This is a genomic window from Paenibacillus sp. 102 (genome assembly GCF_039549175.1).
GTDB lineage: Bacteria > Bacillota > Bacilli > Bacillales > Bacillaceae_G > Bacillus_A.
The window spans coordinates 22,443-45,774 of the sequence record NZ_JBCGHT010000007.1 but is presented as its reverse complement, the minus strand read 5'-3'; the positions used below and the strand labels follow the sequence as shown (position 1 = coordinate 45,774).

Sequence of the window (23,332 nt, the reverse complement as noted above, 5' to 3'; positions counted from 1 at the left end):
CCTCTTCCTTTCACAGATTGGTTCAATAAATTAGTATGCCCAATAGAAAATTACTTCGCTTCGTATGTTTTAATTTTTCCTACGCGGTTTTCGTGACGTCCACCTTCATAATCAGTTGTTAGCCAAATTTTTACGATATCACGTGCTAAACCTGCACCAATTACACGTTCACCCATCGCTAACATATTTGTATCATTATGTTCTCTTGTTGCTCTTGCACTAAATGTATCGTGAACTAAAGCACAACGAATACCGTGTACTTTATTTGCTGCAATTGACATACCGATGCCTGTTCCGCAAATTAAAATACCACGGTCTACTTCACCGTTTGCAACCATTTCTGCCGCTGGAAATGCAAAGTCAGGATAATCAACAGAACCCGCTTCACATTCACATCCTAAATCAACATATTCAATATTCAGTTCCTCTAATAAACTTACGATTTCTTTACGGATATTCATTCCACCGTGATCAGATGCTACTACTACTTTCATTATTTACCCCTCCAAAATTTTAGTAAAACTTCTATCGAGTGAGGTTCTTCATCCCCACTGATGAATGATTGCAAAAACCTAATACTCACTTGCTCATACCAAGCAAGATCATCTCCAATATCGTATTATACACGAATCATTAACCTTCTGAATGTTTTTTCAATAAAGTTTGTACAAGTTTTTCCATCTCTACTAATGTTGCTTGATAAATAGCGAGAGAACCGCCAAACGGGTCTGAAATATCCTTACTTGTACCCTCTACAAATTCATAAAATGTATACACCTTTTTTCCAGCACTCGGATAGTACCCAAGCACAAGTTGTTTATGACTTTCCGTCATCGCGAGTACCATATCCGCCCACTCAAGTAATTCTTTCGTTATTTGCTGCGAAGCATGTGCTATCTTAATTCCCTTTTCTGCTAATGCATCCTTTGCATGTAAAGATGCATCACTTCCAGAATTGGCAAAAACACCAGCAGACTTCGCCTCAAATTCCCCTTCCCCATAGTGACGAAGCAACGCCTCTGCCATTGGGCTACGACATGTATTTCCAGTGCAAACAAACAATACTCGCTTCATCTATATCCACTCCTTATAGTGAATGTCCTACACTCATCATAACGTACATTACAATGGAACAAAAGAGATGTGAACATACAAAAGGCATATTTCTCCTTTATTTTTCTAAGAGAAATACGCCTTATCCACATATAGGTGAAACCCTAGTTCCAAGCACCTTCAATATAGTACCCTACATCACTAGAACGTCCCACGAAAAAAAATTATGATTAAATAAAATAAGGAATCCATTTCATATAGAATGGATTCCTTACAAAAATCATTACTTCATTGTAACTTTCATTACTTCTGTTGAACCTTTTGTAGCTGAAACGCCTACAGTTGTATGAATAGATTCAGCTGCATCTGTGTTTGTAATAACAATTGGTGTAATTGTGCTTTTTGCTTTTTCGCGAATTAATTCTAAATCGAAAGAAATTAATTTGTCGCCAGCCTTCACAGCTTGTCCTTCAGATACGTGAGCTTCGAAACCTTCGCCTTCCATTTTTACAGTTTCTAAACCAACGTGGATTAAAATTTCTGTACCGTTTTTCGCTTTAATTCCAACAGCATGTTTTGTATGGAATAATTGTACGATTTCACCGTCTACTGGTGATACAACTACACCTTCAGTTGGAACGATTGCAACACCGTCACCCATCATACGACCAGCGAATACTGGATCTGGTACTTCTTCAATATTTTTCACTTCTCCAGTTAATGGAGCTACGATTGTTTCTGCATTTGTTTTTGAACCAAGACCAAATAATTTTTTAAACATAGGATAGTCCTCCTTATAATTAGGTTGAAAATGTATAGGGCAATCCCTAGTAAAGATTGAGATACATGTAAGACTTCATACTGCAAATATTATATTGTAAAAACGCTTTCGATAAGAATCGCGTCATTATCAATAGACTCTTATTGTATCGCTTAGTAAAATTCCAGTCAATTCAGATTGTCTGAATAACAATAATGAGAATTAACCTCTTACTTATATTTTCTCCTTTTTCTCTCAACTTGTCTAGAGGTCCTCACAACATATTTGTTTTTTATTGTTCATTTGTAAAATTTTCTTCAAATTTTATAAGAAAGTTACTTGACTAAAGTAAGTAACTGATTTATTATAACTTACATAAGGTAAGTAAATAACTTTTTGGAGGTTTTATAAATGATGGACATCGGTCTTCTTATTATTCGTCTTATTATCGGAATTACATTCATGGGTCATGGTACTCAAAAATTATTCGGTTGGTTTGGTGGTCACGGCCTAAAAGGAACAGGTGGCTGGATGGAATCAATCGGCTTACGCCCTGGCGTATTTATGGCATTTATGGCTGGTGCAACTGAGCTGTTAGGTGGATTTTTATTCGCAGCAGGTATCTTCACTTGGGTTGGCTCATTATTTATCGTAGGTACAATGCTAGTTGCAATCTTTACAGTCCATGGAAAAAATGGCTACTGGGTAACACAAAACGGATTTGAATATAACATGATCTTAATCGCAGTTGCAGTTGGTGTTGCATTAACTGGCCCTGGTGCTTACGTTTTACTTTAATTAACTATCTCAGTTTCAAGATATTTGTTGAACCACAAATAATTAAGTGCTTTTAAAGCTCAAATACCTAAAAGACCATCAATTTTTTTACTTGATGGTCTTTTAGTGTTCTTGCAGCTTTGATCTATGTAACACCTTCTTTAAATTTTGTTTTATGCTAAACATATATAATTTTTTATGCACTCATATAAAAAGATATTCTGTAAAATATGTAAGCCTTTTCTATTGTTTGCATAGTTTTGAATAGATTTTTGACCGCTATTTTCGAATCTCTAGTCCTTGTATAAACTAAGCAAGTTACTTTATTTTTTCAAAAAAGGAATTAGTTACTGTTCCTACCTGTTCGATTTCTCCTTGTATATATAGATTAACGGGCACGTTCTCGAAATTTTCATTCCAATCTTTTTTGAGTTTTTTCCAAGCTTTAGGATCAGCTCGATGAATCGCTTCTCCAAATCCAAATATATCTATTTTATATTTTTCCTGTACTTCTTTTATTGCCTTTTTAAAGAATTCCACCGATTCTTTTTCATAAATCTCCTCTAATTTTTCAATCGATCCCGTTTTTTTTAAATCGATATCGCATGCTACTTCACTGACATTACCTTTCACACGAATATTTAGATCTATCTCAGGCTTTCCATTCTTTATCTTACCCTTCATTTCCGTGTTTGAGTTCATCACTTGATAAACAAATTTCCCTCCTTTTGGACACGATACATTCACAACTGTACTTAACTCATTGTTCGTAATAACATTATACGTCTTGCTTTGTTTCTCATTTAACCAACCAACTAATTTATCTTTTTTAAACACTGCTAATTTTTGAAAGAATAATCGGGCAGGAGTATCGATTACTTCTACATTTTGTTTACTGAAAGCTGTTTCTTCATCATCTTTTACACGTAAGGAGATTCCTGTTAACACTGGTTGTTTTCCATCGCTAACTAAGTCTGCAATCAGATCATCTAATGTAACGAAACTTGTCGCTGACCACGCTTTTGCTGAGCTTTCAAGAGTGTTAAACAATTTATTAGCAGGTATTTTTTCTAATGTTGTGGGCACCTTCAAAATATCTGCTGCGTTCACTCCCTTAGCTATAGTGATATAAAAATCTGATCGTAGTTCCCAGTCCCTTGAGAGAAGATCTAACGATTTTCCGATTCCTTTTTTTGCTAACTCTTCACCGAGCACGAGCATTCGAAGATGTGAAGGATAAATTTTCCTTGGGGAGTCCTTTGTCATCTTTCGGATCGCCTCAAATATAGTTTGCCCTTTTTCCTGATAAATGACTACCGATGAACGGCCAGCACCTCCACCACCTTTTGCCGTAGCTACTTCCCCTGGATTTACCACCTGGGCGGTTACAAGATATTGACCATCCATTGTACGATCTATCCCTAAAGCCAATGTGATGGCCAATTCATTTAATTCACGACGATTCCAGCAACCTGTAGTAAATAATAGAAATACAAGCAGTATGATAAGCATTGTACAGTAGCGTTTCATAGATTAAACACCTTTCGAATTTATTGATACATGCTTATATCTAAGGAGAATACTCCATTTATTCTTTCTTGAGTGGTATTTCTTAAAAACTTTAATCAGCCCTTACCAATCAGGCTTTTACGGGCAGTTGATCGCCCACCTATCTTCCTCGTTTCTCTCTGAATCTTGATGTAGGGGTCTTACTGCCCGAAAATAGCGGGATAAAATCATTTTCACCTTAATAATTCATCAATAACGTAATAAAGTGGCTTATAAATGGCTGTAATCCAATCTAACGGATTGGGAATCTTAATATTAAAAGCTTGGGCAACGCTTAACGTAGTTCCGAATAATAGGAGAATAGAAAATACCCATAGCTCTCCTTTTAATTTTTCTTTTAATAGAAAAGGAACATCGATCGCAATAATGACAGCAACAATGACAAAGATTCCAGCAACAGCCATCACTTTTGTGTACCCCTTTCTTCCTTTGATTTATTAGAGAATAGGGATATAGAGGCATCTAGTCTTCAAGTCTTTATACCTATCTATACTTATCCCTTTTTGCAAGCTTGAAATTGGTATCACTACTGACGTTACCAATTCCAAATAGACAGGTTTTGCATTTTTAGAATTGATAACTTTTATGCTCATTTAAACTTTACTTCGAGGCGGTTTCGGAGCTGAATTTTGTTCACGTCTAACATTTTTTTGACTAATTAAACGCGGGCGAGAGAACATCCCCCATAGAGGTACCCGAATAAACGTATCTTTAATGTCCTCACGGATAAAAGGCCCAAAAGGGCTCATATAAGGAATCCCAAAAGAACGCAAGCTGCACAAGTGAAGAACAAGCGCAATAAATCCAATGAATATCCCGAATAGGCCAAAAGAGGCGGCAAGCACCATCATTGGGAAACGGAGTATCCTAATAGACATAGAAAAGGTAGATGCAGGGAGCACAAAACCTGAAATCGCCGTCACTGCAACAACGATTACCATAGCAACCGATACAATCCCCGCATCAACTGCTGCAGTACCAATCACTAGTGTTCCTACAATAGATATAGCTTGACCGATAGCCTTTGGCATTCGTAAACCGGCTTCTCGCAAAATTTCAAATGCCACTTCCATCATGAGAGCTTCAATGAATGCAGGAAAGGGAACTCCTTCCCGTTGAGCTGCTAAACCGATTAACAAAGGAGTTGGTAACATTTCTTGATGAAACGTGGTGATGGCAATATATAGAGATGGTCCTAGCAGTGCAGTAAAAATACTAAAAAAACGAAGCAAACGAATAAGTGTACTAATGTCTGCACGTTGATAATAATCTTCCGCAGCCTGTACGAAGGAAACAAACAGTGTCGGGACAACTAGAACAATTGGCGTTCCATCCACTACGATAGCAATTCTTCCTTCTAAAAGCTCTGCAGCAATCACATCAGGTCGTTCCGAATGAAATACAGTCGGAAAAGGACTAAACGGTTCATCTTCAATCAATGCCTCAATATAACCACTCTCTAGAACTCCATCGATATCAATTTTATTTAGACGCCTATGCACTTCTTCGACAACTTTATCATTCGCAATCCCATCAATGTACATGATCGCGACATCAGTTTGGGTCACTCTTCCAATTTTTTTTGATTCAAGCCAAAGATTAGGGGATTTTATTTTTCGGCGAATTAACGCCGTATTGGTACGTAAACTCTCCGTAAAACTTTCTTTAGGCCCCCGAACAACCGTTTCTGTGCTGGATTCCATAACGCCACGGTCTCTCCAACCACGCATACAGATTATAAAACCTTGTGTATATCCATCCAATAAAAAGATAACATCCCCTGATAACAAAGAATTGAATAAAGAACTGAATTCAGTAACATCTTTTATGTCTCCAACCGTAAGAATACGTTCTTTTAATATTTGCAAAACGTTCTGTTGAGATGATATGTTTTGATCCGGTTCGATATGGATATCTAACATGAGCGATTCCAAAATAAAGTTCTGAATGGAATTCGTATCCACCAATCCATCCGTATAGAAAATGCCTGCTTTAATTAACCCGTCTTTACCAATTTGTATTTCTCTAATCACTATATCGTTACTATTTCCAAGCATTTTCTTTACATATTGAATGTTTCCTTCCATGCTTGTTTTTAATAGGACTTGGTTCTCTTCCTTACCTTCATCTTCTTGCTCAAATGAGGAGTACATTACACTGTTTTTTCTTTGTTTCTTAAAAAAACGCATACAATTTATCCTCTCTCATAATGTTGATTCATTGCTTATATAAAGTGAAACTTTAATCAGTGGGAGGTTTCTTCATCCCCCCACCTATCTTCCTCGTTTCTCCCTGAATCTTGAGGTGGGGATCTTACTGCCCGAAAATAGCGGGATAAATTTTGAAGTCTATTTCACTTCATAACCGTTATTTGTAATCGAAGGATTTAAAAACATGTTAGTGAATACCTACGAAAACAATCTCTTGATTTACAGTGATTTTTTGCATAAATATTACTCGACCTTATTCTTTCAAGTTCATTTTTACCAATTAAACTTGAATTATACTTGAACTTCCAATAAGTACGGTATAGCAGCCCCATTATCAAAATCCAACAAAATAATCCCCCTCGAATATCTTCTACTGGATACGGAAATTGTTATGGAACTGTTAAAACCTGACCATACTTATGAAATAACAAAACCTCACCGGATCATATAAAGTGAAACTTTTACTCAAGACTATTGCATAGGTACAAACTAATAAAAAATGAGGTAGGTTCCTATTGTGAAAAATGAAAAGATCAATTCACATCAATTTTTAACTTTAGTAACTTTATTTACAATTGGTACGACTATCTTAATTATTCCAGGAGGATTAGCAGTCGAAGCAAAACAAGACGCTTGGATTGTATCTCTAGTGGGTACAGGGATAGGAGTTTTTGTAATATGGATATTTAACACTTTAGTTCGTAATTTTCCTAACATGACTATTGTACAAATCAATGAACAGTTATTTGGAAAATGGTTAGGGAAAACAGTATCTCTTTTCTTTGTTTCTATGCCATTACTTTATACTTCTATTCTTTTGATTTATAATGGTAGCTTTTTAAACACACATATGATGCCTGATACACCCGCTCTGGCCCTTAACCTATTGATGATACTCATTTTGGTAATGGGAGTACGTCTTGGACTCGAAACAATCGCTCGCTCCGCAGAAATATTCATGCCAATTTTCTTTATTCTTTTTATCATTTTAGTCGTCTTTCTTATTCCACAAATCAAGTTTGAAAATATTCAGCCTGTATTTGAGGTAGAGACAAAAACGATATTACGAGCATCCTTACACGTAATTACTACATCTTCTGTAAACTCTGTGATTTTATTAATGATTTTTCCTGCCTTAGTTAATCAACCGAAAGAAGCCAGAAAATCCTTTTATATCGGAAATATAATCGGAGGACTTGTCATTATTATCATCACAACCTTGACTATTTTGGTTTTGGGTGCCGAAACTACTGCGAGGCAGGCATATCCAAGCTTTATATTAGCAAGAAAAATAAACATAGGTAATTTTATCCAACGTATCGAAGGAACAATAGCGATCATGTGGTTTATTACGATCTATTTTAAGATGGCTCTTTATTTTTACGCTTCTGTTTTAAGTATTACACAAATTTTTAATTTAAAATATTATCGCCCATTAGTATTACCTTTAGCGATGATTGTAGGTGTTCTTTCTATCATTATGTATGAAGACGTCATAAAACAACAAAACTTCGACGCTACAGTGACTATAGCCTATTCGTTGTCAGTTGGGCTTTTTTTACCTCTAATCATGTTAATAGTCATTCTATTTAGGAGAAAGGGAAAAAACGAACAAAGAAAATAGTTATTTTCTTTGAAGAGCATCGCTGACAAATCGTGGAAAATGCACATTATGGTCTTGTTATTGAAGCTTGTTTACCGAAGTGTAAAGTTTTCTTCGTGAATTTTACAAAAACCGCCAAAAAATATTTTTTAGCAGGAATTTCCCCTCTTCATCTTGTAAACAAACAAAGAAGTATTCATATCGAGGAAGGGAGATTACAATTATGCTTTCGATTAATCCAAATGAACAAACAGAAAAAGATAATTACAAATTATTAACAGGGAGTATTATTCCGCGCCCTGTGGCATTCGTGACTTCTATAACAAAAGATGGGATTTTAAACGGAGCTCCATATAGCTATTTTAATATCGTTGCTGCTAATCCGCCGCTCATCTCTGTTTCCGTGCAACGTAAAGGAGGAGAACGGAAAGATACTTCTCGAAACGCCATTGAAAAAGGTGAATTTGTTGTACATATTTCCGATGAATCTTATGTGGAGGCCATCAACGAAACCGCTGCAAACCTCCCTCCAAATCAAAGTGAAATTGAATTAGCGAAACTAACCCCTATCGAAAGCGATGTCATCTCAGTACCAGGCGTAAAAGAAGCGAATATTCGAATGGAATGCATATTAGAACGCGCCATTCCATTAGGCGGAACAGAAGATTCGCCAGCATGTGACTTACTAATCGGCCGCGTCGTCCGCTTCCATGTCGCAGAACATTTATATGAAAACGGACGTATTCACGCAGAAGGACTAAAACCAGTAAGCAGACTCGCAGGTCACAACTACGCGAAATTAGGAGAACAATTCGAGCTTGTAAGGCCTATTTAAAAGCGGAGACGGCTTGCTCAGAATCGTAGGTCATTGGAGCTCCCGACAGAGAAGCACTTTTTGCTTCGACCGAGGGGGCGAAATGGCCGGAGACTCTAGCCGTCGGAACTGGATACAACTAAAAGTGGAAGCGGCTCGCTCAGAATGGGAGGGGGATGGAGCTTCTGACGTAGAGGCGCTTTTTGCCTCGTAGGAAGACGCGAAGCCACCGACCGTTCTTGCCGCTGGAACTGGATACAACTAAAAGTGGAAGCGGCTCGCTCAGAATGGGAGGGGGATGGAGCTTCTGACGTAGAGGCGCTTTTTGCCTCGTAGGAAGACGCGAAGCCACCGACCATTCTTGCCGCTGGAACTGGATACATTTAAAAGCGTGACCAACTTGTTCATTTAACAACATAAAAAGGCCAGCTTAAGCATCGCCCAAGCTGGCCCTTTTCATTCGAAACTTATAAATCTTCTCGCTTCTCTTCTAACGCAGGTACATTCTCTTTCTTCGGCCTTCCAAGTTTCACAACAAAGAAATATAAAGAAAGCAATGTAATAAGAAAAACAATTAGAAATGGATAAGGAGAATAAAACGTACGCGCTGCCTCTGTTTTCCCCTCAATAAATTTTAAAGAATTTATATCTAGAAACTCAGCAAACATTTGTACACCGAGCATACTAAACCAAAATACGAAAAAGCTAATAATAATGCCAAAAATTTGTTTTATTCTTGTCATTCCTATCATCCTTTCTACTATTATAAGATTTTTCATTATAACGAAGACTGTTAGAAAAAATGTTTTGTACAGAAAGGAATTTATATTTACCATTCACGAATTAACTTAATCCAGCCGAGAATTGCAATTTGTAGAATAATGCCCCAAACAACAAGTCTCCGTAGCCATCTTGGAAAAAATGTTAAAAACCAAGTGTACCATTCCAGTAACTTCCCCATACTTCTCATCCTCTGACGTTTTCTTATATGATAGCAAGATTATATTGGAAAAAGAAGGGTGAGTCCAAAACCAATAAGAATAACACCACCAAGCACTTCACCATACATACCAAGCAAACGCTTTGCATGTCTCCCAATCAGCAAACCGCCCCATGCTAGTACCATGCTGACCAATCCAAATAACAAGATCGTTACAATCATTTGTGCTCCGTAAATCCCTAGGCTAAGCCCAACTGAAAAACTATCAACACTCACACTAAACGCAAATACGAGTAAGCTGATCCCTACAGGTGCAGATCTTGTCTCTTCTCCTTCTAAAATTGCAGAGTACACAATATAAAATCCTAATCCAATTAACAAAATAGCTCCGGCAACAGTCGCAATATGGCCAAATTTCTCTGATAAAAAACGACCTAGTATCATACCGAGAAACGGCATAACAATATGAAACAGCCCTATTGTCATACCGATATAAATGATTTGTCGCATTCTGAGCGTTACCATACCCATGCCGAGGCTCACAGAAAATGCATCCATCCCTAAGGCAAATGCCATTATAATTAAAGGTACTAGCTGTTCAACCGTCATTTTGTCCCTCCTCGGACTTGCTACTTCACAATATGCTCATCCGAGGAAAAATAGAATCTATGCAAGTTTTCTATATAAAGTGAAACTTTAATTAGTGGATGTTTTCTCCTTCTTGTTTCACTCCGCCTGGAGATAAAAAAGGAACTGACCGCTTCTACGTATGGCCAGATCCTCTCTTCCACCTTAAAAAGTGAGTTTTAACTCGCCTCGCCTACTCTTCAATAATGATATGATGCCCTGCCGCTTTCGTTAAACGGTTCATAATCGCATTTCCAATTCCTTCATTTGGAAATGACTCACTAAAAATTACATCTACCTCACTTGCATCAAACGTACGCAATACATCATATAATTTCGTCGCAACGCTTGCTAAATCACTTCGCATACCACAAGATAGCACAACATCCGCTTTATACACATGTTGATACTCTTCTGTTGTTAATACACCTACCGTATATCCTTCTTCTTTCTTTTTATCCACAAGTTGTTGAATGAATTCTCGAGACCCTTCAACGATACTAAGTGGTGCCTTCGGTGCATAATGCGTATATTTCATTCCTGGTGCCTTTGGTTTTTCTTTTTCATCTTTTAGTGCAGGATCCAAAGAAACTGTTCCGATTACTTCTTCTAATTGTTCCTTTGTAATACCGCCTGGACGTAAAATCGTTGGCACTTCACTTGTACAATCTACTACTGTTGATTCAACACCAACACCCGTTGCACCACCATCAACAATACCAGCAATCTTCTCATTTAAATCCTCATATACGTGATGCGCAAGTGTTGGACTTGGACGTCCAGAACGATTAGCACTTGGTGCCGCAACCGGTACATTCGCTGCTTCAATAAGAGCAAGTGCCACTGGATGATCCGGCATTCTCACTCCAACCGTATCTAATCCTGCTGTAACCTTCTCTGAAATCCCATCTTTTTTAGGCAAAATAATTGTTAACGGTCCCGGCCAAAAATGCTTCATTAATTCTTCTGCAACTGGCGTAATCTCTCTAACAATTTCCCCTAGTTGTGATTTTGCACCAATGTGGACAATAAGTGGATTATCACTCGGTCTGCCTTTCGCTTCGAAAATTTTCGCAATCGCTTCATCATTCATTGCATTTGCCCCTAGTCCATACACCGTTTCAGTTGGAAAGGCAATCGCTTCATTTTCTCTTAATAATCTTGCTGCTTCTTGTAGTTGTGGATAATCTTTTTTTATTTCCACAACATTATCCACAACCCACATATTTGTATGCATTTTTTCACACGTCCTTTTCTTCCATGAAATACTTGTCTATTATTAGTTTACTATGACATTTATCCAAAAGACAAACAAGGTTTATCCACAAAATGTGGATAAACCTGATTAATCAGTGGATAACTTTGTGAATAGCTGACAATTTAGTATTATTACATTCTGCTGTTTTATATTTCCACAAAAATGTTCTAGTTGCTGAATATCATCTGGAACTTCATCCTTTTCCACAGGTGTAAAGTGAAAAAACTGAAATATCGTCACAGATTGTGGATGATTTGTGAGTAAATATACCTGCCAAATACTTTTCTCTTTCATATACTGCAAAAACATTTCAAAAAAATATAAGAAAGTCTTGTTATCCACAGCAGGTGTGAACAAACAAGAACGAATGAGTGCATTCTCTCCTTCTTGTTCATAACCAATTACAGCTTGAATTTCTCCGTTATCTTCCAATATCATAAATTGTTTATATAACTCATTTATTTTATCATCTTTCTTATTAGCTTGTCCGAAAAAAGAATGTAATCTTTCAACATCACCTTTTGTAGCAAAATAAGTCTTTTTCACGATAAATCCCTCCTCATTTCTATATATGAGAAGGGATTTAAAAGTAGTACTTATTTAGAAAATAACGAGGAGAACGCTTCTACAATAAACAATTTAACTTCTGGTTCCTCCTGCTCTTCTACTTCTACTGTTTCAATCTTTTGCTTCTTTTCCGCAGGTTGTTCTGTTTTCTCCACAAGTTGTTTTTCCTCTTGTTTTACGCTTTTTTCCTGTACAACTTTTTCGTTCGATTCTTTCACAGTAGTCTCTACTTTTGAATCGACCTCTTTTTTCAATGAATCTCGTTCTGATTTTTGTTTCGATACAACTTCTTTATTTTGCTTTTTCGATACTTCTTCTTTTTCTTCCTCTATTTCTACCGGCTGTTCTTCCGTATCAATTGATTCCGCTTTTGCAACATGCTCTTCTTTTTTTACAGCTGAGCCACTAGAGAAATCTAGAAAACACATTGGCGGGAATAACACGCACCACCAATTCGCTCCTTCACCTTTACCGATTGAAATAAGTACTGCTTCATATTCCCCTGCTGGATAAATAAAATTCCCATATACTTTTGTAGGAAATTTAATATTTTTACCAAATGTAACTTGAAACGATTCTTTACTTCCTTCTCTCTTTAATGTTTTCGCAACTGTTTTTTCAATTTCTGGGATGTGACTTTGAATGACACGACGTGCATCTTCAAACGATTTCAAATCTGCTACCCAGCCATCAATTTGCGCCTTTACTTCATCGCGCACTTTCCGCTTTAGCTCTTGATCTTTATCTGAATCACTATTTGCTAAAATACGTAATCGAACAGCTTCTTTCGGAATAACTGTAGGTCCCTTCGCATCAGCTTTCATATATCCAAACTGCACAAGTAACTGTGCACCAATTAATAATAAAAGAAAATAGGCAATCGCTTGTTTTTTCATCTCTTTGCACCGTCCCTTCTGTCAACAGTGTAGACATACTTGTCTTTTTCTAAACTATTAAATTCTAAATCTATAGAAAAAAATTTAAGTATAAAAAAGATTTAAAACCTTTCTTTTTGGATAGAAGAGAGCAGCTAGCCATGCATAGATGCGGTCAGGGCCTTTTTTAGCCCCATGCTATATGAAAACAGAGGGCGAAAATGAGGAGAGGTCTTCTTTTGTTTTCATAACCGCGACTTACATACAGCAAATCAACATGAATTTATATAGAAAAATGGAGTAAGGTTCTCCCTTACTCCATCTCCGCAAATACCATACGATCTTTTCTGTTAATATCAAAAACAACTTCTACATGAGCATGTGGAAATGTCTGTTGCAATAGTCCTTTCACATCTTCGCCTTGCCCTATGCCTACTTCAAAAGCAACAATTGCCTTTCTTTGCAAGACGTTTGGCAATTCCTCCATGAAACGGCGATAAAAATCAAGTCCATCTTCCCCGCCAACAAGGGCACGCTTTGGTTCATGCTCTTTTACAACCGGAGAAAGACCTCTCCAGTCTTCTTCTGGAATATACGGCGGATTAGAAACAACAACATCTAACTTTTGCCCCGTTTCATAAAATGGTGACAACAAATCACCATGATAGAATGTTACATTAGCACCTAATGTATTCGCATTTTCTTTCGCAACCTCAATCGATTCTTGCGCAATATCTACTGTATATACATGAAGATTTTTGTTTTCTAAAGCAAGTGTAATTGAAATGGCCCCACTTCCCGTGCCAATATCAGCTACATGAAGTTCCTGTTTCCCAAACATACTCTGGATTCTATTTAACACACCTACTATAAGCTCTTCTGTTTCTGGCCTTGGTATTAACACTTCTTCATTTACAAAAAAAGAACGACCATAAAACATTTCATATCCAATCATATATTGAACAGGAATCCCATCAACGTGTTTGTGGATAAATCCCATAAAAGTCTTCTCTTGTTCCTCAGATATTTCTTCACGCATGTTCATCATTAAACCTGTTCGGTTCGTCTTTAATACATGACAAAGGACGATTTCTCCCGCATTTTCATCTCGTCCATTTTCCTGTAAAAAAGAAGAAGCCCATTTCAGGGCTTCATAGACACGCATTACTCAGCTGCCTCCATCTTTTGCGCTTGATCTTCCATCACTAAGGCATTGATGAAATCATCTAACTTACCTTGTAAGATTTGATCTAGCTTTTGAATCGTTAAACCGATTCGATGATCTGTAACACGGTTTTGCGGGAAGTTATACGTACGAATACGCTCTGAACGGTCTCCCGTACCAACAGCTTGTTTACGGTTTTGATCGTACTCAGCTTGCGCCTCTTGTCTAAATTTATCATAAACACGTGCACGTAATACTTTCATTGCTTTTTCTTTGTTCTTAATTTGTGATTTTTCATCCTGGCAAGATACAACTACACCAGTCGGTAAATGCGTTAAACGTACCGCTGACATCGTTGTATTAACACTTTGTCCACCAGGACCACTAGAAGCGAAAGTATCAACACGAACATCTTTTTCATGAATATCGATTTCTACTTCTTCCGCTTCCGGTAATACAGCTACAGTTGCTGTAGAAGTATGGATACGTCCTCCAGATTCTGTTTCTGGAACACGTTGTACACGGTGTGCACCATTTTCAAATTTCAATTTTGCGAAAGCGCCTTTACCGTTAATCATAAAGATAATTTCTTTATATCCACCTAATTCTGTATAGCTTGCTTCGATAATTTCGGTTTTCCAACCTTGCACCTCAGCATAACGGCTATACATACGGTATAAATCACCAGCAAATAAAGCAGCCTCATCGCCACCAGCAGCACCACGCACCTCCACGATAACGTTTTTATCATCGTTCGGGTCTTTTGGAACAAGTAAAATTTTCAGGCGCTCTGATAATTCCTTATCTTTCCCCTCTAACTCAGAAACTTCTTCCTTTACCATTTCACGCATGTCAGCATCTAACTTATCTTCTAACATTGCTTTTGCATCTCGCAATTGCTCACGAACATCTTTATACTCACGGTACACCTCTACCGTCTCTTGCATATCAGATTGTTCCTTTGAGTATTCACGAAGCTTATTCGAATCACTAATAACCTCTGGATCACTTAATAATTCATTTAACTTCTCATAACGATCTTCTACAGCTTGCAAACGATCTAACACATCATTCACCTCAACATCCTAGTATCTAATACAAATAGTATATGGTACTTAATCAAAAAAACGCAAATTATATTTAAAAGTGAAGGTGGCTCGCTCAGCTCTGACCAGCTAAGGTTCTCTCGCACAAAAGGTGTTTTTTACCTTCTCGTGGGGAAGGTTCTTAGACGCAAGGGCCTAGGAGGCGCAGCTAGATATACTTAAAAACGCAAGCGGCTCGCTCAGAATGGGAGGAAGAAGCGAAGCCACCGACCATTCTGAACGTCTAGCTAAATTTTCACTTAACAGTGCGAGGACTCAGTCCCACTCTTCATCTATTTTCGAAAAAAACCCGCTCTATGTAGCGAGTTTTACTTATCTTTGTTTTGTAGGTACAGCATGACAATGACGACAACGTGGTTCATATGACTCCGAAGCTCCAACTAAAATAATTGGATCATCAAAAGAAGCTGGTTCATCATCAATTAAACGCTGTGTACGACTTGCTGGAGATCCGCATACAGAGCAAACTGCTTGCAGCTTCGTTACATACTCGGCAATCGCCATCAGCTGAGGAACTTGTCCAAATGGTAGACCACGGAAATCTTGGTCTAAACCGGCTACAATGACGCGATAGCCACGATTTGCCAATATTTGCACCACTTCCACAATGTCCCCATCAAAGAATTGCACCTCATCAATTGCAATAACGTCCATTTCTTCTGTTATATGATTAAATATATCTTTTGAAGCTGAAACAGGAACTGCCCTTACCTTTAAGCCATTATGTGATACAACATCTTCTTCACTATAACGGTTATCAATACATGGTTTAAATACAATTGCATGTTGCTTTGCAAATTGTGTACGGCGTACGCGGCGGATGAGCTCTTCCGATTTTCCAGAAAACATACTCCCGCAAATCACTTCAATCCAACCGTTTTGATTTATTAAGTACATGGAGCTCTCCTTTCGTCTACTTTTTATCCAAAGTAGGGTAAAGGTTTAATATTTTCGCAAAAAAAACAGACAAGCGAATAGATACACTTGCCTGTTTTATGTTTTTTATTACTTAAGACCGTATTTCTTGTTGAAGCGGTCAACACGTCCGTCTGCAGTAGCAAACTTCTGACGTCCAGTGTAGAATGGGTGAGAATCAGAACTGATCTCAATTTTTAGTAATGGATAAGTGTTTCCATCTTCCCACTCAACCGTTTCGCTAGATCCTTTAGTAGATCCGCTTAAGAATTTGAAGCCTGTGTTTGTGTCCATGAATACAACTTTCTTGTAATCCGGATGAATTCCTGCTTTCATTCTTTTCATCTCCTTCCGCCCTGAATCATTTTCGAAACAGAGTTTTTCATCTTTAGCTGCAAATACAACTATAATGATGAAACACATATGATGAAATTATAACAAGGCTAACTTCATTTTGCAACTACCTGTTTTTGTCTTTTATAAATAAAAAGCGGAGGTGGCTCATTTAGAAGGGGAGGACATTGGAACTCCTGACGAAGAGGCGTTCTTTGCCTCGCAGGAAGGGGTGAAATGACCGACCCTTCTAGCCACCAGAGCTGGATTAATTTAAAAGTGGAAGCGGCGGAGGGGGATGGAGCTTCTGACGTAGAGGCGCTTTTTGCCTCGCAGGAAGACGCGAAGCCACCGACCATTCTTGCCGCTGAAACTGGATATATTTAAAAGTGGAGACGGCTCGTTTAGCTCTGATCAACGAAACTCCTCCTACAAAAAACATGAAAAAACTCGCTTAATACAATAATAAGCGAGTCATCACCATTTCCCTTTACTTCGTTGTTACATATCTTTTAGAATCTGCAACAATGTTTTGTAAAAACTCTTCATTTGTTTTCGTTTGACGAAGTTTACGTAAGAAACCTTCAACAAAGTCTGGTGTATCACGCATTGTTTTGCGAATACCCCATAGCTTGTCTAAATGTTCTTTCGGAATTAATAGATCTTCTTTACGCGTACCAGAACGACGAATATCAATCGCTGGGAAGATACGGCGCTCAGCTAACGAGCGATCTAAATGAAGCTCCATATTTCCTGTTCCTTTAAATTCTTCGTAAATCACATCGTCCATGCGAGATCCTGTATCAACGAGTGCCGTCGCTAAAATTGTTAAGCTACCGCCCTCTTCGATATTACGAGCTGCCCCAAAGAATCGCTTTGGTCTATGGAATGCAGCTGGATCAATACCACCTGACAATGTACGTCCACTTGGTGGAATAACAAGGTTGTAAGCACGCGCTAAACGGGTAATACTATCCATTAAAATGATAACGTCTTTTTTATGTTCCACAAGACGCATCGCACGTTCTAATACAAGCTCAGCTACTTTAATATGATTTTCTGGAACTTCATCGAAAGTAGAGCTTACAACATCACCTTTAACAGAACGTTCGATATCAGTTACTTCCTCTGGACGTTCGTCGATTAAAAGTACGATTAATTCTGCTTCTGGGTGGTTCGTTGTGACACTATGAGCAATTTCTTTTAATAGTATCGTTTTACCAGCCTTTGGAGGCGCAACAATTAAACCACGTTGTCCAAAACCAACTGGTGCAATTAAATCCATGATGCGTGTTGACAGCTTCTTCGGCTCCGTCTCCAATTTCATTTGACGATCTGGATATAATGGCGTTAATGCGGGGAAATGCACACGCTCTTTTGCAGATTCTGGGTCATCCCCATTTACTGCTTCGACCTGTAGCAATCCAAAATAGCGTTCGTTTTCTTTCGGCGGGCGTACTTTACCAGAAACCTTATCTCCATTACGCAAATCAAAACGACGAATTTGCGAAGCTGAAATATAAATATCTTCTGAGCTTGGAGAGTAGTTGATTGGACGTAGGAACCCAAATCCTTCTGATTGAATAATTTCGAGTACACCTTCCATAAAGAAGAAACCTTCTTTTTCTGCACGAGCTTTTAATATAGCAAAAATTAACTCTTTCTTTGTTAATTTGCTGTAATACGAAATCTTAAACTCTTTCGCAAGCTCATATAACTCTTTTAATTTCATGTTTTCTAATGCTGCAATTGACAAATTCATTCAGACACCACACTTTAACATTATTCTCTTTTCACATGGGTAAAGGGAAAATATACGGAAGGCAAATACATAAAAATGAAAGGCAATAAGTTCAAGTAGGGTAATATTCACTATTGTAACCCTTTTATCTAGTTTTAATCAATACGTTGTAACACAAATACAAGAAGCGAAGACAAGAAAAGTTGTCTCCGCTTTTATACCGCTTCCGTTTTTCTCTATTTATAGCATTTGGATAATGGCTAGATTAGAGCTGAACGAGCTGCTTCCGCTTTTATTTAATCCAGCTCCGGCGGCTAGAAGGATCGGTCATTTCACCCCTTCCTACGAGGCAAAGAACGCCTCTTCGTCAGGAGTTCCAATGCCCTCACCTTCTAAACAAGCCAGCTCCGCTTTTTATTGTAATCCAGTTCCAATGGCTAGCTCTTCGTGTCTAAGAACCTTCCGCACTAAAGGCAAAAAGCGCCTTTTGTACGAAAGAACCTTAGCCATTCAGAGTTGGACAAGCCATTTCCACTTTTTATTTAATTACCAAGTTTGGTTTTTTATTTAAGCTATGACGTCCATCGACGAAGCGAACCGTTCCGGATTTCGCACGCATAACAAGGGATTCTGTTGTACCAACGCTGCCTTTAAATTGAACACCACGTAATAATTCTCCATCTGTTACGCCTGTTGCCGCAAAGATTGCATCGTCACCTTTTACTAAGTCTTCCATGCGAAGAATACGATTGATATCTTCAATGCCCATTTTTTTGCAACGAGCTAATTCTGTTTCGTTTTGAGGAAGAAGCTTCCCGTGAATTTCTCCACCTAAACATTTTAATGCAACTGCTGCAAGAACGCCTTCAGGTGCACCACCAGAACCGAATAAAATATCAACGCCTGTACGATCAAATGCTGTATTAATCGCTCCAGCTACATCGCCATCATTAATTAATTTAATACGAGCGCCAGCTTTACGAATTTCTTCAATAATTGCTTGATGACGTGGGCGGTTTAGAACTGTTGCCACAACATCTTCAATATCTTTATTTTTTGCCTTTGCAACGGCACGTAAGTTATCGATAATAGGTGCGTCAATATCAACTGCACCAACCGCTTCTGGGCCAACCGCAATTTTATCCATGTACATGTCAGGAGCATGTAACAAATTACCATGATCCGCAATCGCAATAACAGCAAGTGCATTCCAGCCTCCAGCTGCCACGATATTTGTTCCTTCTAACGGATCAACTGCAACATCGACACGCGGGCCATATCCTGTACCTAATTTCTCCCCGATGTATAGCATTGGCGCTTCATCCATTTCTCCTTCGCCAATTACAACTGTACCTTTCATCGGAATTGTATCGAACACATCGCGCATTGCCGATGTTGCTGCACCATCTGCTTCATCTTTTTTTCCGCGTCCCATCCAACGCGCTGATGATAATGCTGCAGCCTCTGTTACACGTACTAACTCCATAGATAAACTTCTTTCCACAATAATCCCTCTCCTTTAAGTCTTAATATTTATGCCGTATTTTGTGAACTGTTTTCTTTCTATAAAGTGTAGCTTCCGTCAGCAGTGATTCTTCGTTCCCCATTAACGGAAGCATCACCACTTTATTCGCATATTTTACCAACTAGTAAAATATACAATATTATGCATTTTTCATTTCTTCAATCTCTTGGTGCGTCATTTGTTCTCGCCAAATATTTGCACCAAGACCTTTAAGCTTGTCTACTATATTTTCATAGCCTCGATCAATATGTTCGAGCCCTGTTACTTCTGTAATTCCTTCAGCCATTAATCCCGCAATTATAAGTGCAGCTCCCGCTCGTAAGTCGCTCGCTTTTACCTTTGCTCCCTGCAGCGAGACAGGTCCTGTCACAATCGCTGAACGACCTTCCACCTTAATTTGCGCATTCATCCGGCGCAATTCATCAATATGTTTAAAACGAGCTCCGTAAATCGTATCCGTTACAACTCCTGTTCCATGCGCCTTTGTTAAAAGAGTTGTAAAAGGTTGCTGCAGGTCCGTTGGGAAACCCGGATACACGAGTGTTTTTATATCAACTGTCTTTAACTTACGATTCCCATTTACTCTAATTTGATCATCGTTCGTCTCAACTTGTACACCAGCTTCTCGTAATTTTGCAGTGATTGATTCTAAATGTTGCGGGATTACATTATCAACTGTTACTTCTCCACCGGAAGCTGCTCCTAAAATCATGTACGTACCCGCTTCAATTCGGTCTGGAATAATAGAATGGTGACAGCCATGCAGAGAATTCACACCATCAATACGAATCACATCTGTACCAGCACCTTTAATTCGCGCCCCCATACTTGTTAGTAATGTCGCTACATCAATAATTTCTGGTTCCTTCGCAGCATTTTCAATCACTGTTCTACCTTTTGCACGCACAGCTGCTAGCATAATGTTAATTGTTGCTCCCACACTAACAACATCTAAATAAATACGAGCTCCTCGTAATTCATCCGCTCTTAAATAGATTGCACCTTGTTCATTTGTCACATGTGCGCCTAATGCTTCAAACCCTTTAATGTGCTGATCGATTGGTCTTGGTCCTAAGTGACATCCACCAGGAAGCCCAATTACAGCTTTTTTAAAACGGCCAAGCATAGCGCCCATCAAGTAATAAGAAGCACGTAATTTTTTCACCTTCCCATTTGGCAAGGGCATAGCAACCATTTTGGAAGGATCAACTGTCATCTCTTCCTCTTGACCATACGTTACAACCCCTCCAATTTCCTCTAATAGGTCTCCTAACATCTTCACATCTGAAATATTAGGTACGCCACCAATGGTCACTGGAGTATCAGCTAAAATCGTCGCTGGAATTAGAGCAACAGCACTGTTCTTTGCACCGCTTACGCGAATTGATCCGTTTAAAGGTCGTCCACCTTCAATCAGCAACTTTTCCATGTTGAGCTCCCTTCTTGTGAATGTATTTACTTTCAGTTTCCCCTTTTCTTAAAGAAAACAGAAAGCCTTTCCTTAAGAATCTCATTCGTTCAGCAAACTATCAATCAAAATATTCTTTTCTCTCTTCTTCGGCCTGAACTTAACAAGCAGTAAGACCTCACCTGAAAATAGTTATACCTTAAATGAGTAGATGAAGACTCACTGCCTGTCAAGATTTGTTCACCGATTTCTTTAGATACGTTATTACATTTATTAACAGGACTATGCACATTAAGTTCCACTTTTATATTGAAAAGAAGTAGAAAATCCCCTTCATATATTGGTAATACGAAGAAATGTAGAAATTTAATTAATCTTAAGATTTGTTCACGCTTTCATTATACAACGAAAGGAAACCGTCTAAAAGAGTAGACGGTTTCCAAAACGGAATTTTATTCTTACGCTTTACCGTTAGAACCGAATTCGCGAATTTTACCAATAACAGTTGCTTTGATAGCGTCGCGGCCAGGTCCGATAAATTTACGAGGATCGTAAACTTCTTGGTCTTTGTTTAATACTTCACGAACAGCTTTTGTAAACTCGATTTGGTTCTCAGTGTTTACGTTGATTTTTGAAGTACCTAAAGAAATAGCTTTTTCGATATCAGCAGTTGGGATACCAGTACCACCGTGAAGTACTAAAGGTACACCAGTGAAGTCACGAACTTCTTCCATTTCTTTGAATCCTAAGTTAGGCTCACCTTTGTAAGGACCATGTACAGAACCTAAAGCTGGAGCTAGGCAGTCGATACCAGTTGCTTCAACTAGGTGCTTACATTCTGCAGGATCAGCGTAGATAACGCCTTCAGCGATTACGTCGTCTTCTTGTCCGCCAACTGTACCAAGCTCAGCTTCTACAGATACGTTACGAGCGTGTGCGTATTCTACTACTTTTTTAGTAGTTTCAACGTTTTCTTCGAATGGGTGGTGAGAAGCGTCAATCATTACAGATGTGAAACCTGCATCGATTGCTTCTTTACATTTTTCAAAGCTTGAACCATGGTCAAGGTGAATCGCTACAGGAACAGTAATGTTCATTTCTTCGATTAAAGCTTTAACCATAGCTACAACTGTTTTGAAACCAGTCATATGACGAGCTGCACCCTCAGATACACCTAGGATTACAGGAGATTTTTCTTCTTCCGCAGCAGCTAAGATAGCTTGAGTCCACTCTAAGTTGTTCATGTTGAATTGACCAACTGCGTATTTTCCTTCTAGTGCTGTGTTTAGCATTTCTTTCATGGAAACTAAAGGCATGGTGAATCCTCCTAAAAAACGTTTTTTGTATCCGATAAATTCTTATCGCTGGTAGTATGACCAGGATAAGGTAAAATATGTATATTTACATACCGGACTTTTTTCTACACTCAATAGGATAACAACTTGTACTCAAAAACTCAACTGTATTCACCTGCTCATCAGTCCATGTAAACGCTTTTTTCCATATTTTTTATAAAAAATTCATTTTTTAAGCCTCTACAGCTATTTCATTTCGTACAGCTTGGCGAATTTCATCGATATCAAACGGCTTAGCAAAGTGCATTAAAGCTCCTAAATCCTTCGCTTCCTGGATCATATCAAGCTCTCCATAAGCAGTCATTAAAATAACTTTAATATCTTCATTAATTTCTTTTACATGTTTTAAAATCTCTATACCATCCATACCTGGAATTTTCATATCTAAGATAACTAAATCTGGATTATCCTTTTTCACGATATCTAAAGCTTGAAATCCATTTGCTGCTTGAAACGTTTGATAACCTTCTTTTTGGAACACTTCATGCAATAAAACACGAATGCCATATTGATCATCAACGATTAAAATTTTCCCTTCCATAATCCCCAACCTTTCTGTGTAAATACAAGATTAAAAGCTTCTTATATCTATATCGATTTTATTTTCGCTATTGATTACCAAATTCCTTCCTATTCTTTCTCATTTTACCGCCTACCATTTTGTTATGCTACCCCTATTACTTCGCCTTTCTGAAAAAATAGGCTATAATAAAAGCCGCCCTAACACGTTA

Annotated in this window: 25 protein-coding genes; 4 read left to right on the top strand and 21 right to left on the bottom strand. The window is 38.2% G+C overall.

Features of this window, described 5'->3' with window-relative positions; translation table 11 throughout:
- Window positions 1–50 precede the first annotated feature (50 nt).
- From rpiB to AAIE21_RS16740, 3 genes are all read right to left on the bottom strand, one after another.
- On the bottom strand, window positions 51–494 hold the full coding sequence (gene rpiB / locus AAIE21_RS16750) for a ribose 5-phosphate isomerase B (protein ID WP_343267802.1): 444 nt from the start codon (window positions 492–494) through the stop codon (window positions 51–53).
- Between the two features lie 139 nt (window positions 495–633).
- Window positions 634–1,074 (bottom strand): low molecular weight protein arginine phosphatase, encoded by a 441-nt coding sequence (locus tag AAIE21_RS16745; protein ID WP_343267801.1) that lies wholly within the window; start codon window positions 1,072–1,074, stop codon window positions 634–636.
- A gap of 262 nt (window positions 1,075–1,336) precedes the next feature.
- Complete coding sequence (locus tag AAIE21_RS16740) at window positions 1,337–1,834, bottom strand: PTS sugar transporter subunit IIA (RefSeq protein WP_336451554.1); 498 nt, start codon at window positions 1,832–1,834, stop codon at window positions 1,337–1,339.
- Between the two features lie 390 nt (window positions 1,835–2,224).
- Between AAIE21_RS16740 and AAIE21_RS16735 the strand changes: the two genes are divergently transcribed.
- Complete coding sequence (locus AAIE21_RS16735) at window positions 2,225–2,611, top strand: DoxX family protein (RefSeq protein ID WP_343267800.1); 387 nt, start codon at window positions 2,225–2,227, stop codon at window positions 2,609–2,611.
- Between the two features lie 297 nt (window positions 2,612–2,908).
- Here AAIE21_RS16735 and AAIE21_RS16730 read toward each other — a convergent pair whose 3' ends face one another.
- The 3 genes from AAIE21_RS16730 to AAIE21_RS16720 all read right to left on the bottom strand — a co-directional run bounded on the left by AAIE21_RS16730 (window position 2,909) and on the right by AAIE21_RS16720 (window position 6,348).
- Window positions 2,909–4,120 carry a Ger(x)C family spore germination protein gene (locus tag AAIE21_RS16730; protein ID WP_343267799.1) on the bottom strand — a complete coding sequence of 404 codons (1,212 nt, stop codon included), beginning with the start codon at window positions 4,118–4,120 and terminating at the stop codon, window positions 2,909–2,911.
- Window positions 4,121–4,332: 212 nt separating this feature from the next.
- A complete protein-coding gene (locus AAIE21_RS16725; protein ID WP_343267920.1) occupies window positions 4,333–4,563 on the bottom strand; it encodes a hypothetical protein in 231 nt (76 codons plus the stop codon).
- A 189-nt stretch (window positions 4,564–4,752) separates the two neighbouring features.
- Entirely contained in the window at window positions 4,753–6,348 is a 1,596-nt protein-coding gene (locus tag AAIE21_RS16720) for a spore germination protein (protein ID WP_343267798.1), read from the bottom strand.
- A 538-nt stretch (window positions 6,349–6,886) separates the two neighbouring features.
- On the opposite strand from AAIE21_RS16720, the gene AAIE21_RS16715 reads away from it, so the two are divergent.
- Window positions 6,887–7,993, top strand: a complete 1,107-nt coding sequence (locus AAIE21_RS16715; protein ID WP_343267797.1) for a GerAB/ArcD/ProY family transporter — start codon at window positions 6,887–6,889, stop codon at window positions 7,991–7,993.
- A gap of 202 nt (window positions 7,994–8,195) precedes the next feature.
- The gene (locus AAIE21_RS16710; protein ID WP_343267796.1) at window positions 8,196–8,807 is read left to right on the top strand and encodes a flavin reductase family protein; all 612 of its coding nucleotides are present in this window, start codon (window positions 8,196–8,198) and stop codon (window positions 8,805–8,807) included.
- A gap of 446 nt (window positions 8,808–9,253) precedes the next feature.
- On the opposite strand, the gene AAIE21_RS16705 is transcribed toward AAIE21_RS16710, so the two are convergent.
- The 10 genes from AAIE21_RS16705 to AAIE21_RS16660 all read right to left on the bottom strand — a co-directional run bounded on the left by AAIE21_RS16705 (window position 9,254) and on the right by AAIE21_RS16660 (window position 16,575).
- Window positions 9,254–9,529 carry a DUF3935 domain-containing protein gene (locus AAIE21_RS16705; protein WP_343267795.1) on the bottom strand — a complete coding sequence of 92 codons (276 nt, stop codon included), beginning with the start codon at window positions 9,527–9,529 and terminating at the stop codon, window positions 9,254–9,256.
- An 86-nt stretch (window positions 9,530–9,615) separates the two neighbouring features.
- Entirely contained in the window at window positions 9,616–9,747 is a 132-nt protein-coding gene (locus AAIE21_RS16700) for a hypothetical protein (RefSeq protein WP_343267794.1), read from the bottom strand.
- 39 nt (window positions 9,748–9,786) lie between these two features.
- A complete protein-coding gene (locus AAIE21_RS16695) occupies window positions 9,787–10,335 on the bottom strand; it encodes a manganese efflux pump MntP (protein WP_343267793.1) in 549 nt (182 codons plus the stop codon).
- A 211-nt stretch (window positions 10,336–10,546) separates the two neighbouring features.
- Window positions 10,547–11,590: an L-threonylcarbamoyladenylate synthase gene (locus AAIE21_RS16690; RefSeq protein WP_343267792.1), complete on the bottom strand. Its 1,044-nt coding sequence runs from the start codon at window positions 11,588–11,590 to the stop codon at window positions 10,547–10,549.
- A gap of 108 nt (window positions 11,591–11,698) precedes the next feature.
- The gene (locus tag AAIE21_RS16685) at window positions 11,699–12,157 is read right to left on the bottom strand and encodes a mechanosensitive ion channel protein (protein WP_343267791.1); all 459 of its coding nucleotides are present in this window, start codon (window positions 12,155–12,157) and stop codon (window positions 11,699–11,701) included.
- A 50-nt stretch (window positions 12,158–12,207) separates the two neighbouring features.
- Complete coding sequence (spoIIR, locus tag AAIE21_RS16680; RefSeq protein WP_343267790.1) at window positions 12,208–13,074, bottom strand: stage II sporulation protein R; 867 nt, start codon at window positions 13,072–13,074, stop codon at window positions 12,208–12,210.
- Between the two features lie 292 nt (window positions 13,075–13,366).
- A complete protein-coding gene (prmC, locus tag AAIE21_RS16675; protein ID WP_343267789.1) occupies window positions 13,367–14,218 on the bottom strand; it encodes a peptide chain release factor N(5)-glutamine methyltransferase in 852 nt (283 codons plus the stop codon).
- Window positions 14,218–15,285, bottom strand: a complete 1,068-nt coding sequence (gene prfA, locus AAIE21_RS16670) for a peptide chain release factor 1 (RefSeq protein ID WP_343267919.1) — start codon at window positions 15,283–15,285, stop codon at window positions 14,218–14,220. The genes prmC and prfA overlap by 1 nt, the downstream gene beginning before the upstream one ends.
- Before the next feature lie 351 nt (window positions 15,286–15,636).
- Window positions 15,637–16,221 carry a thymidine kinase gene (locus AAIE21_RS16665; RefSeq protein WP_343267788.1) on the bottom strand — a complete coding sequence of 195 codons (585 nt, stop codon included), beginning with the start codon at window positions 16,219–16,221 and terminating at the stop codon, window positions 15,637–15,639.
- A 108-nt stretch (window positions 16,222–16,329) separates the two neighbouring features.
- The gene (locus AAIE21_RS16660; RefSeq protein WP_098338060.1) at window positions 16,330–16,575 is read right to left on the bottom strand and encodes a type B 50S ribosomal protein L31; all 246 of its coding nucleotides are present in this window, start codon (window positions 16,573–16,575) and stop codon (window positions 16,330–16,332) included.
- Between the two features lie 234 nt (window positions 16,576–16,809).
- On the opposite strand from AAIE21_RS16660, the gene AAIE21_RS16655 reads away from it, so the two are divergent.
- Entirely contained in the window at window positions 16,810–16,959 is a 150-nt protein-coding gene (locus tag AAIE21_RS16655) for a hypothetical protein (RefSeq protein ID WP_343267787.1), read from the top strand.
- 103 nt (window positions 16,960–17,062) lie between these two features.
- Here AAIE21_RS16655 and rho read toward each other — a convergent pair whose 3' ends face one another.
- The 5 genes from rho to spo0F form a co-directional block, all read right to left on the bottom strand.
- A complete protein-coding gene (gene rho, locus AAIE21_RS16650) occupies window positions 17,063–18,334 on the bottom strand; it encodes a transcription termination factor Rho (protein WP_343267786.1) in 1,272 nt (423 codons plus the stop codon).
- Between the two features lie 517 nt (window positions 18,335–18,851).
- On the bottom strand, window positions 18,852–19,817 hold the full coding sequence (gene glpX, locus AAIE21_RS16645) for a class II fructose-bisphosphatase (protein WP_343267785.1): 966 nt from the start codon (window positions 19,815–19,817) through the stop codon (window positions 18,852–18,854).
- Between the two features lie 160 nt (window positions 19,818–19,977).
- Window positions 19,978–21,267, bottom strand: a complete 1,290-nt coding sequence (gene murA / locus AAIE21_RS16640) for a UDP-N-acetylglucosamine 1-carboxyvinyltransferase (protein WP_343267784.1) — start codon at window positions 21,265–21,267, stop codon at window positions 19,978–19,980.
- A gap of 437 nt (window positions 21,268–21,704) precedes the next feature.
- Entirely contained in the window at window positions 21,705–22,562 is an 858-nt protein-coding gene (locus AAIE21_RS16635) for a class II fructose-bisphosphate aldolase (RefSeq protein WP_343267783.1), read from the bottom strand.
- A 211-nt stretch (window positions 22,563–22,773) separates the two neighbouring features.
- Window positions 22,774–23,142, bottom strand: a complete 369-nt coding sequence (gene spo0F / locus AAIE21_RS16630) for a sporulation initiation phosphotransferase Spo0F (RefSeq protein ID WP_000398590.1) — start codon at window positions 23,140–23,142, stop codon at window positions 22,774–22,776.
- Window positions 23,143–23,332: the final 190 nt, after the last annotated feature.

Coding starts and splice junctions, on each gene's coding strand:
- rpiB (WP_343267802.1), bottom strand. CDS start 494: ATGAAAGTAGTAGTAGCATCTGATCACGGTGGAATGAATATCCGTAAA.
- murA (WP_343267784.1), bottom strand. CDS start 21,267: ATGGAAAAGTTGCTGATTGAAGGTGGACGACCTTTAAACGGATCAATT.
- AAIE21_RS16655 (WP_343267787.1), top strand. CDS start 16,810: ATGACCGACCCTTCTAGCCACCAGAGCTGGATTAATTTAAAAGTGGAA.
- prmC (WP_343267789.1), bottom strand. CDS start 14,218: ATGCGTGTCTATGAAGCCCTGAAATGGGCTTCTTCTTTTTTACAGGAA.
- spoIIR (WP_343267790.1), bottom strand. CDS start 13,074: ATGAAAAAACAAGCGATTGCCTATTTTCTTTTATTATTAATTGGTGCA.
- AAIE21_RS16665 (WP_343267788.1), bottom strand. CDS start 16,221: ATGTACTTAATAAATCAAAACGGTTGGATTGAAGTGATTTGCGGGAGT.
- AAIE21_RS16710 (WP_343267796.1), top strand. CDS start 8,196: ATGCTTTCGATTAATCCAAATGAACAAACAGAAAAAGATAATTACAAA.
- AAIE21_RS16720 (WP_343267798.1), bottom strand. CDS start 6,348: ATGCGTTTTTTTAAGAAACAAAGAAAAAACAGTGTAATGTACTCCTCA.
- AAIE21_RS16735 (WP_343267800.1), top strand. CDS start 2,225: ATGATGGACATCGGTCTTCTTATTATTCGTCTTATTATCGGAATTACA.
- rho (WP_343267786.1), bottom strand. CDS start 18,334: ATGAATTTGTCAATTGCAGCATTAGAAAACATGAAATTAAAAGAGTTA.
- AAIE21_RS16660 (WP_098338060.1), bottom strand. CDS start 16,575: ATGAAAGCAGGAATTCATCCGGATTACAAGAAAGTTGTATTCATGGAC.
- spo0F (WP_000398590.1), bottom strand. CDS start 23,142: ATGGAAGGGAAAATTTTAATCGTTGATGATCAATATGGCATTCGTGTT.
- AAIE21_RS16740 (WP_336451554.1), bottom strand. CDS start 1,834: ATGTTTAAAAAATTATTTGGTCTTGGTTCAAAAACAAATGCAGAAACA.
- AAIE21_RS16690 (WP_343267792.1), bottom strand. CDS start 11,590: ATGCATACAAATATGTGGGTTGTGGATAATGTTGTGGAAATAAAAAAA.
- AAIE21_RS16745 (WP_343267801.1), bottom strand. CDS start 1,074: ATGAAGCGAGTATTGTTTGTTTGCACTGGAAATACATGTCGTAGCCCA.
- AAIE21_RS16700 (WP_343267794.1), bottom strand. CDS start 9,747: ATGGGGAAGTTACTGGAATGGTACACTTGGTTTTTAACATTTTTTCCA.
- AAIE21_RS16730 (WP_343267799.1), bottom strand. CDS start 4,120: ATGAAACGCTACTGTACAATGCTTATCATACTGCTTGTATTTCTATTA.
- AAIE21_RS16635 (WP_343267783.1), bottom strand. CDS start 22,562: ATGCCTTTAGTTTCCATGAAAGAAATGCTAAACACAGCACTAGAAGGA.
- AAIE21_RS16725 (WP_343267920.1), bottom strand. CDS start 4,563: ATGGCTGTTGCTGGAATCTTTGTCATTGTTGCTGTCATTATTGCGATC.
- AAIE21_RS16705 (WP_343267795.1), bottom strand. CDS start 9,529: ATGACAAGAATAAAACAAATTTTTGGCATTATTATTAGCTTTTTCGTA.
- AAIE21_RS16695 (WP_343267793.1), bottom strand. CDS start 10,335: ATGACGGTTGAACAGCTAGTACCTTTAATTATAATGGCATTTGCCTTA.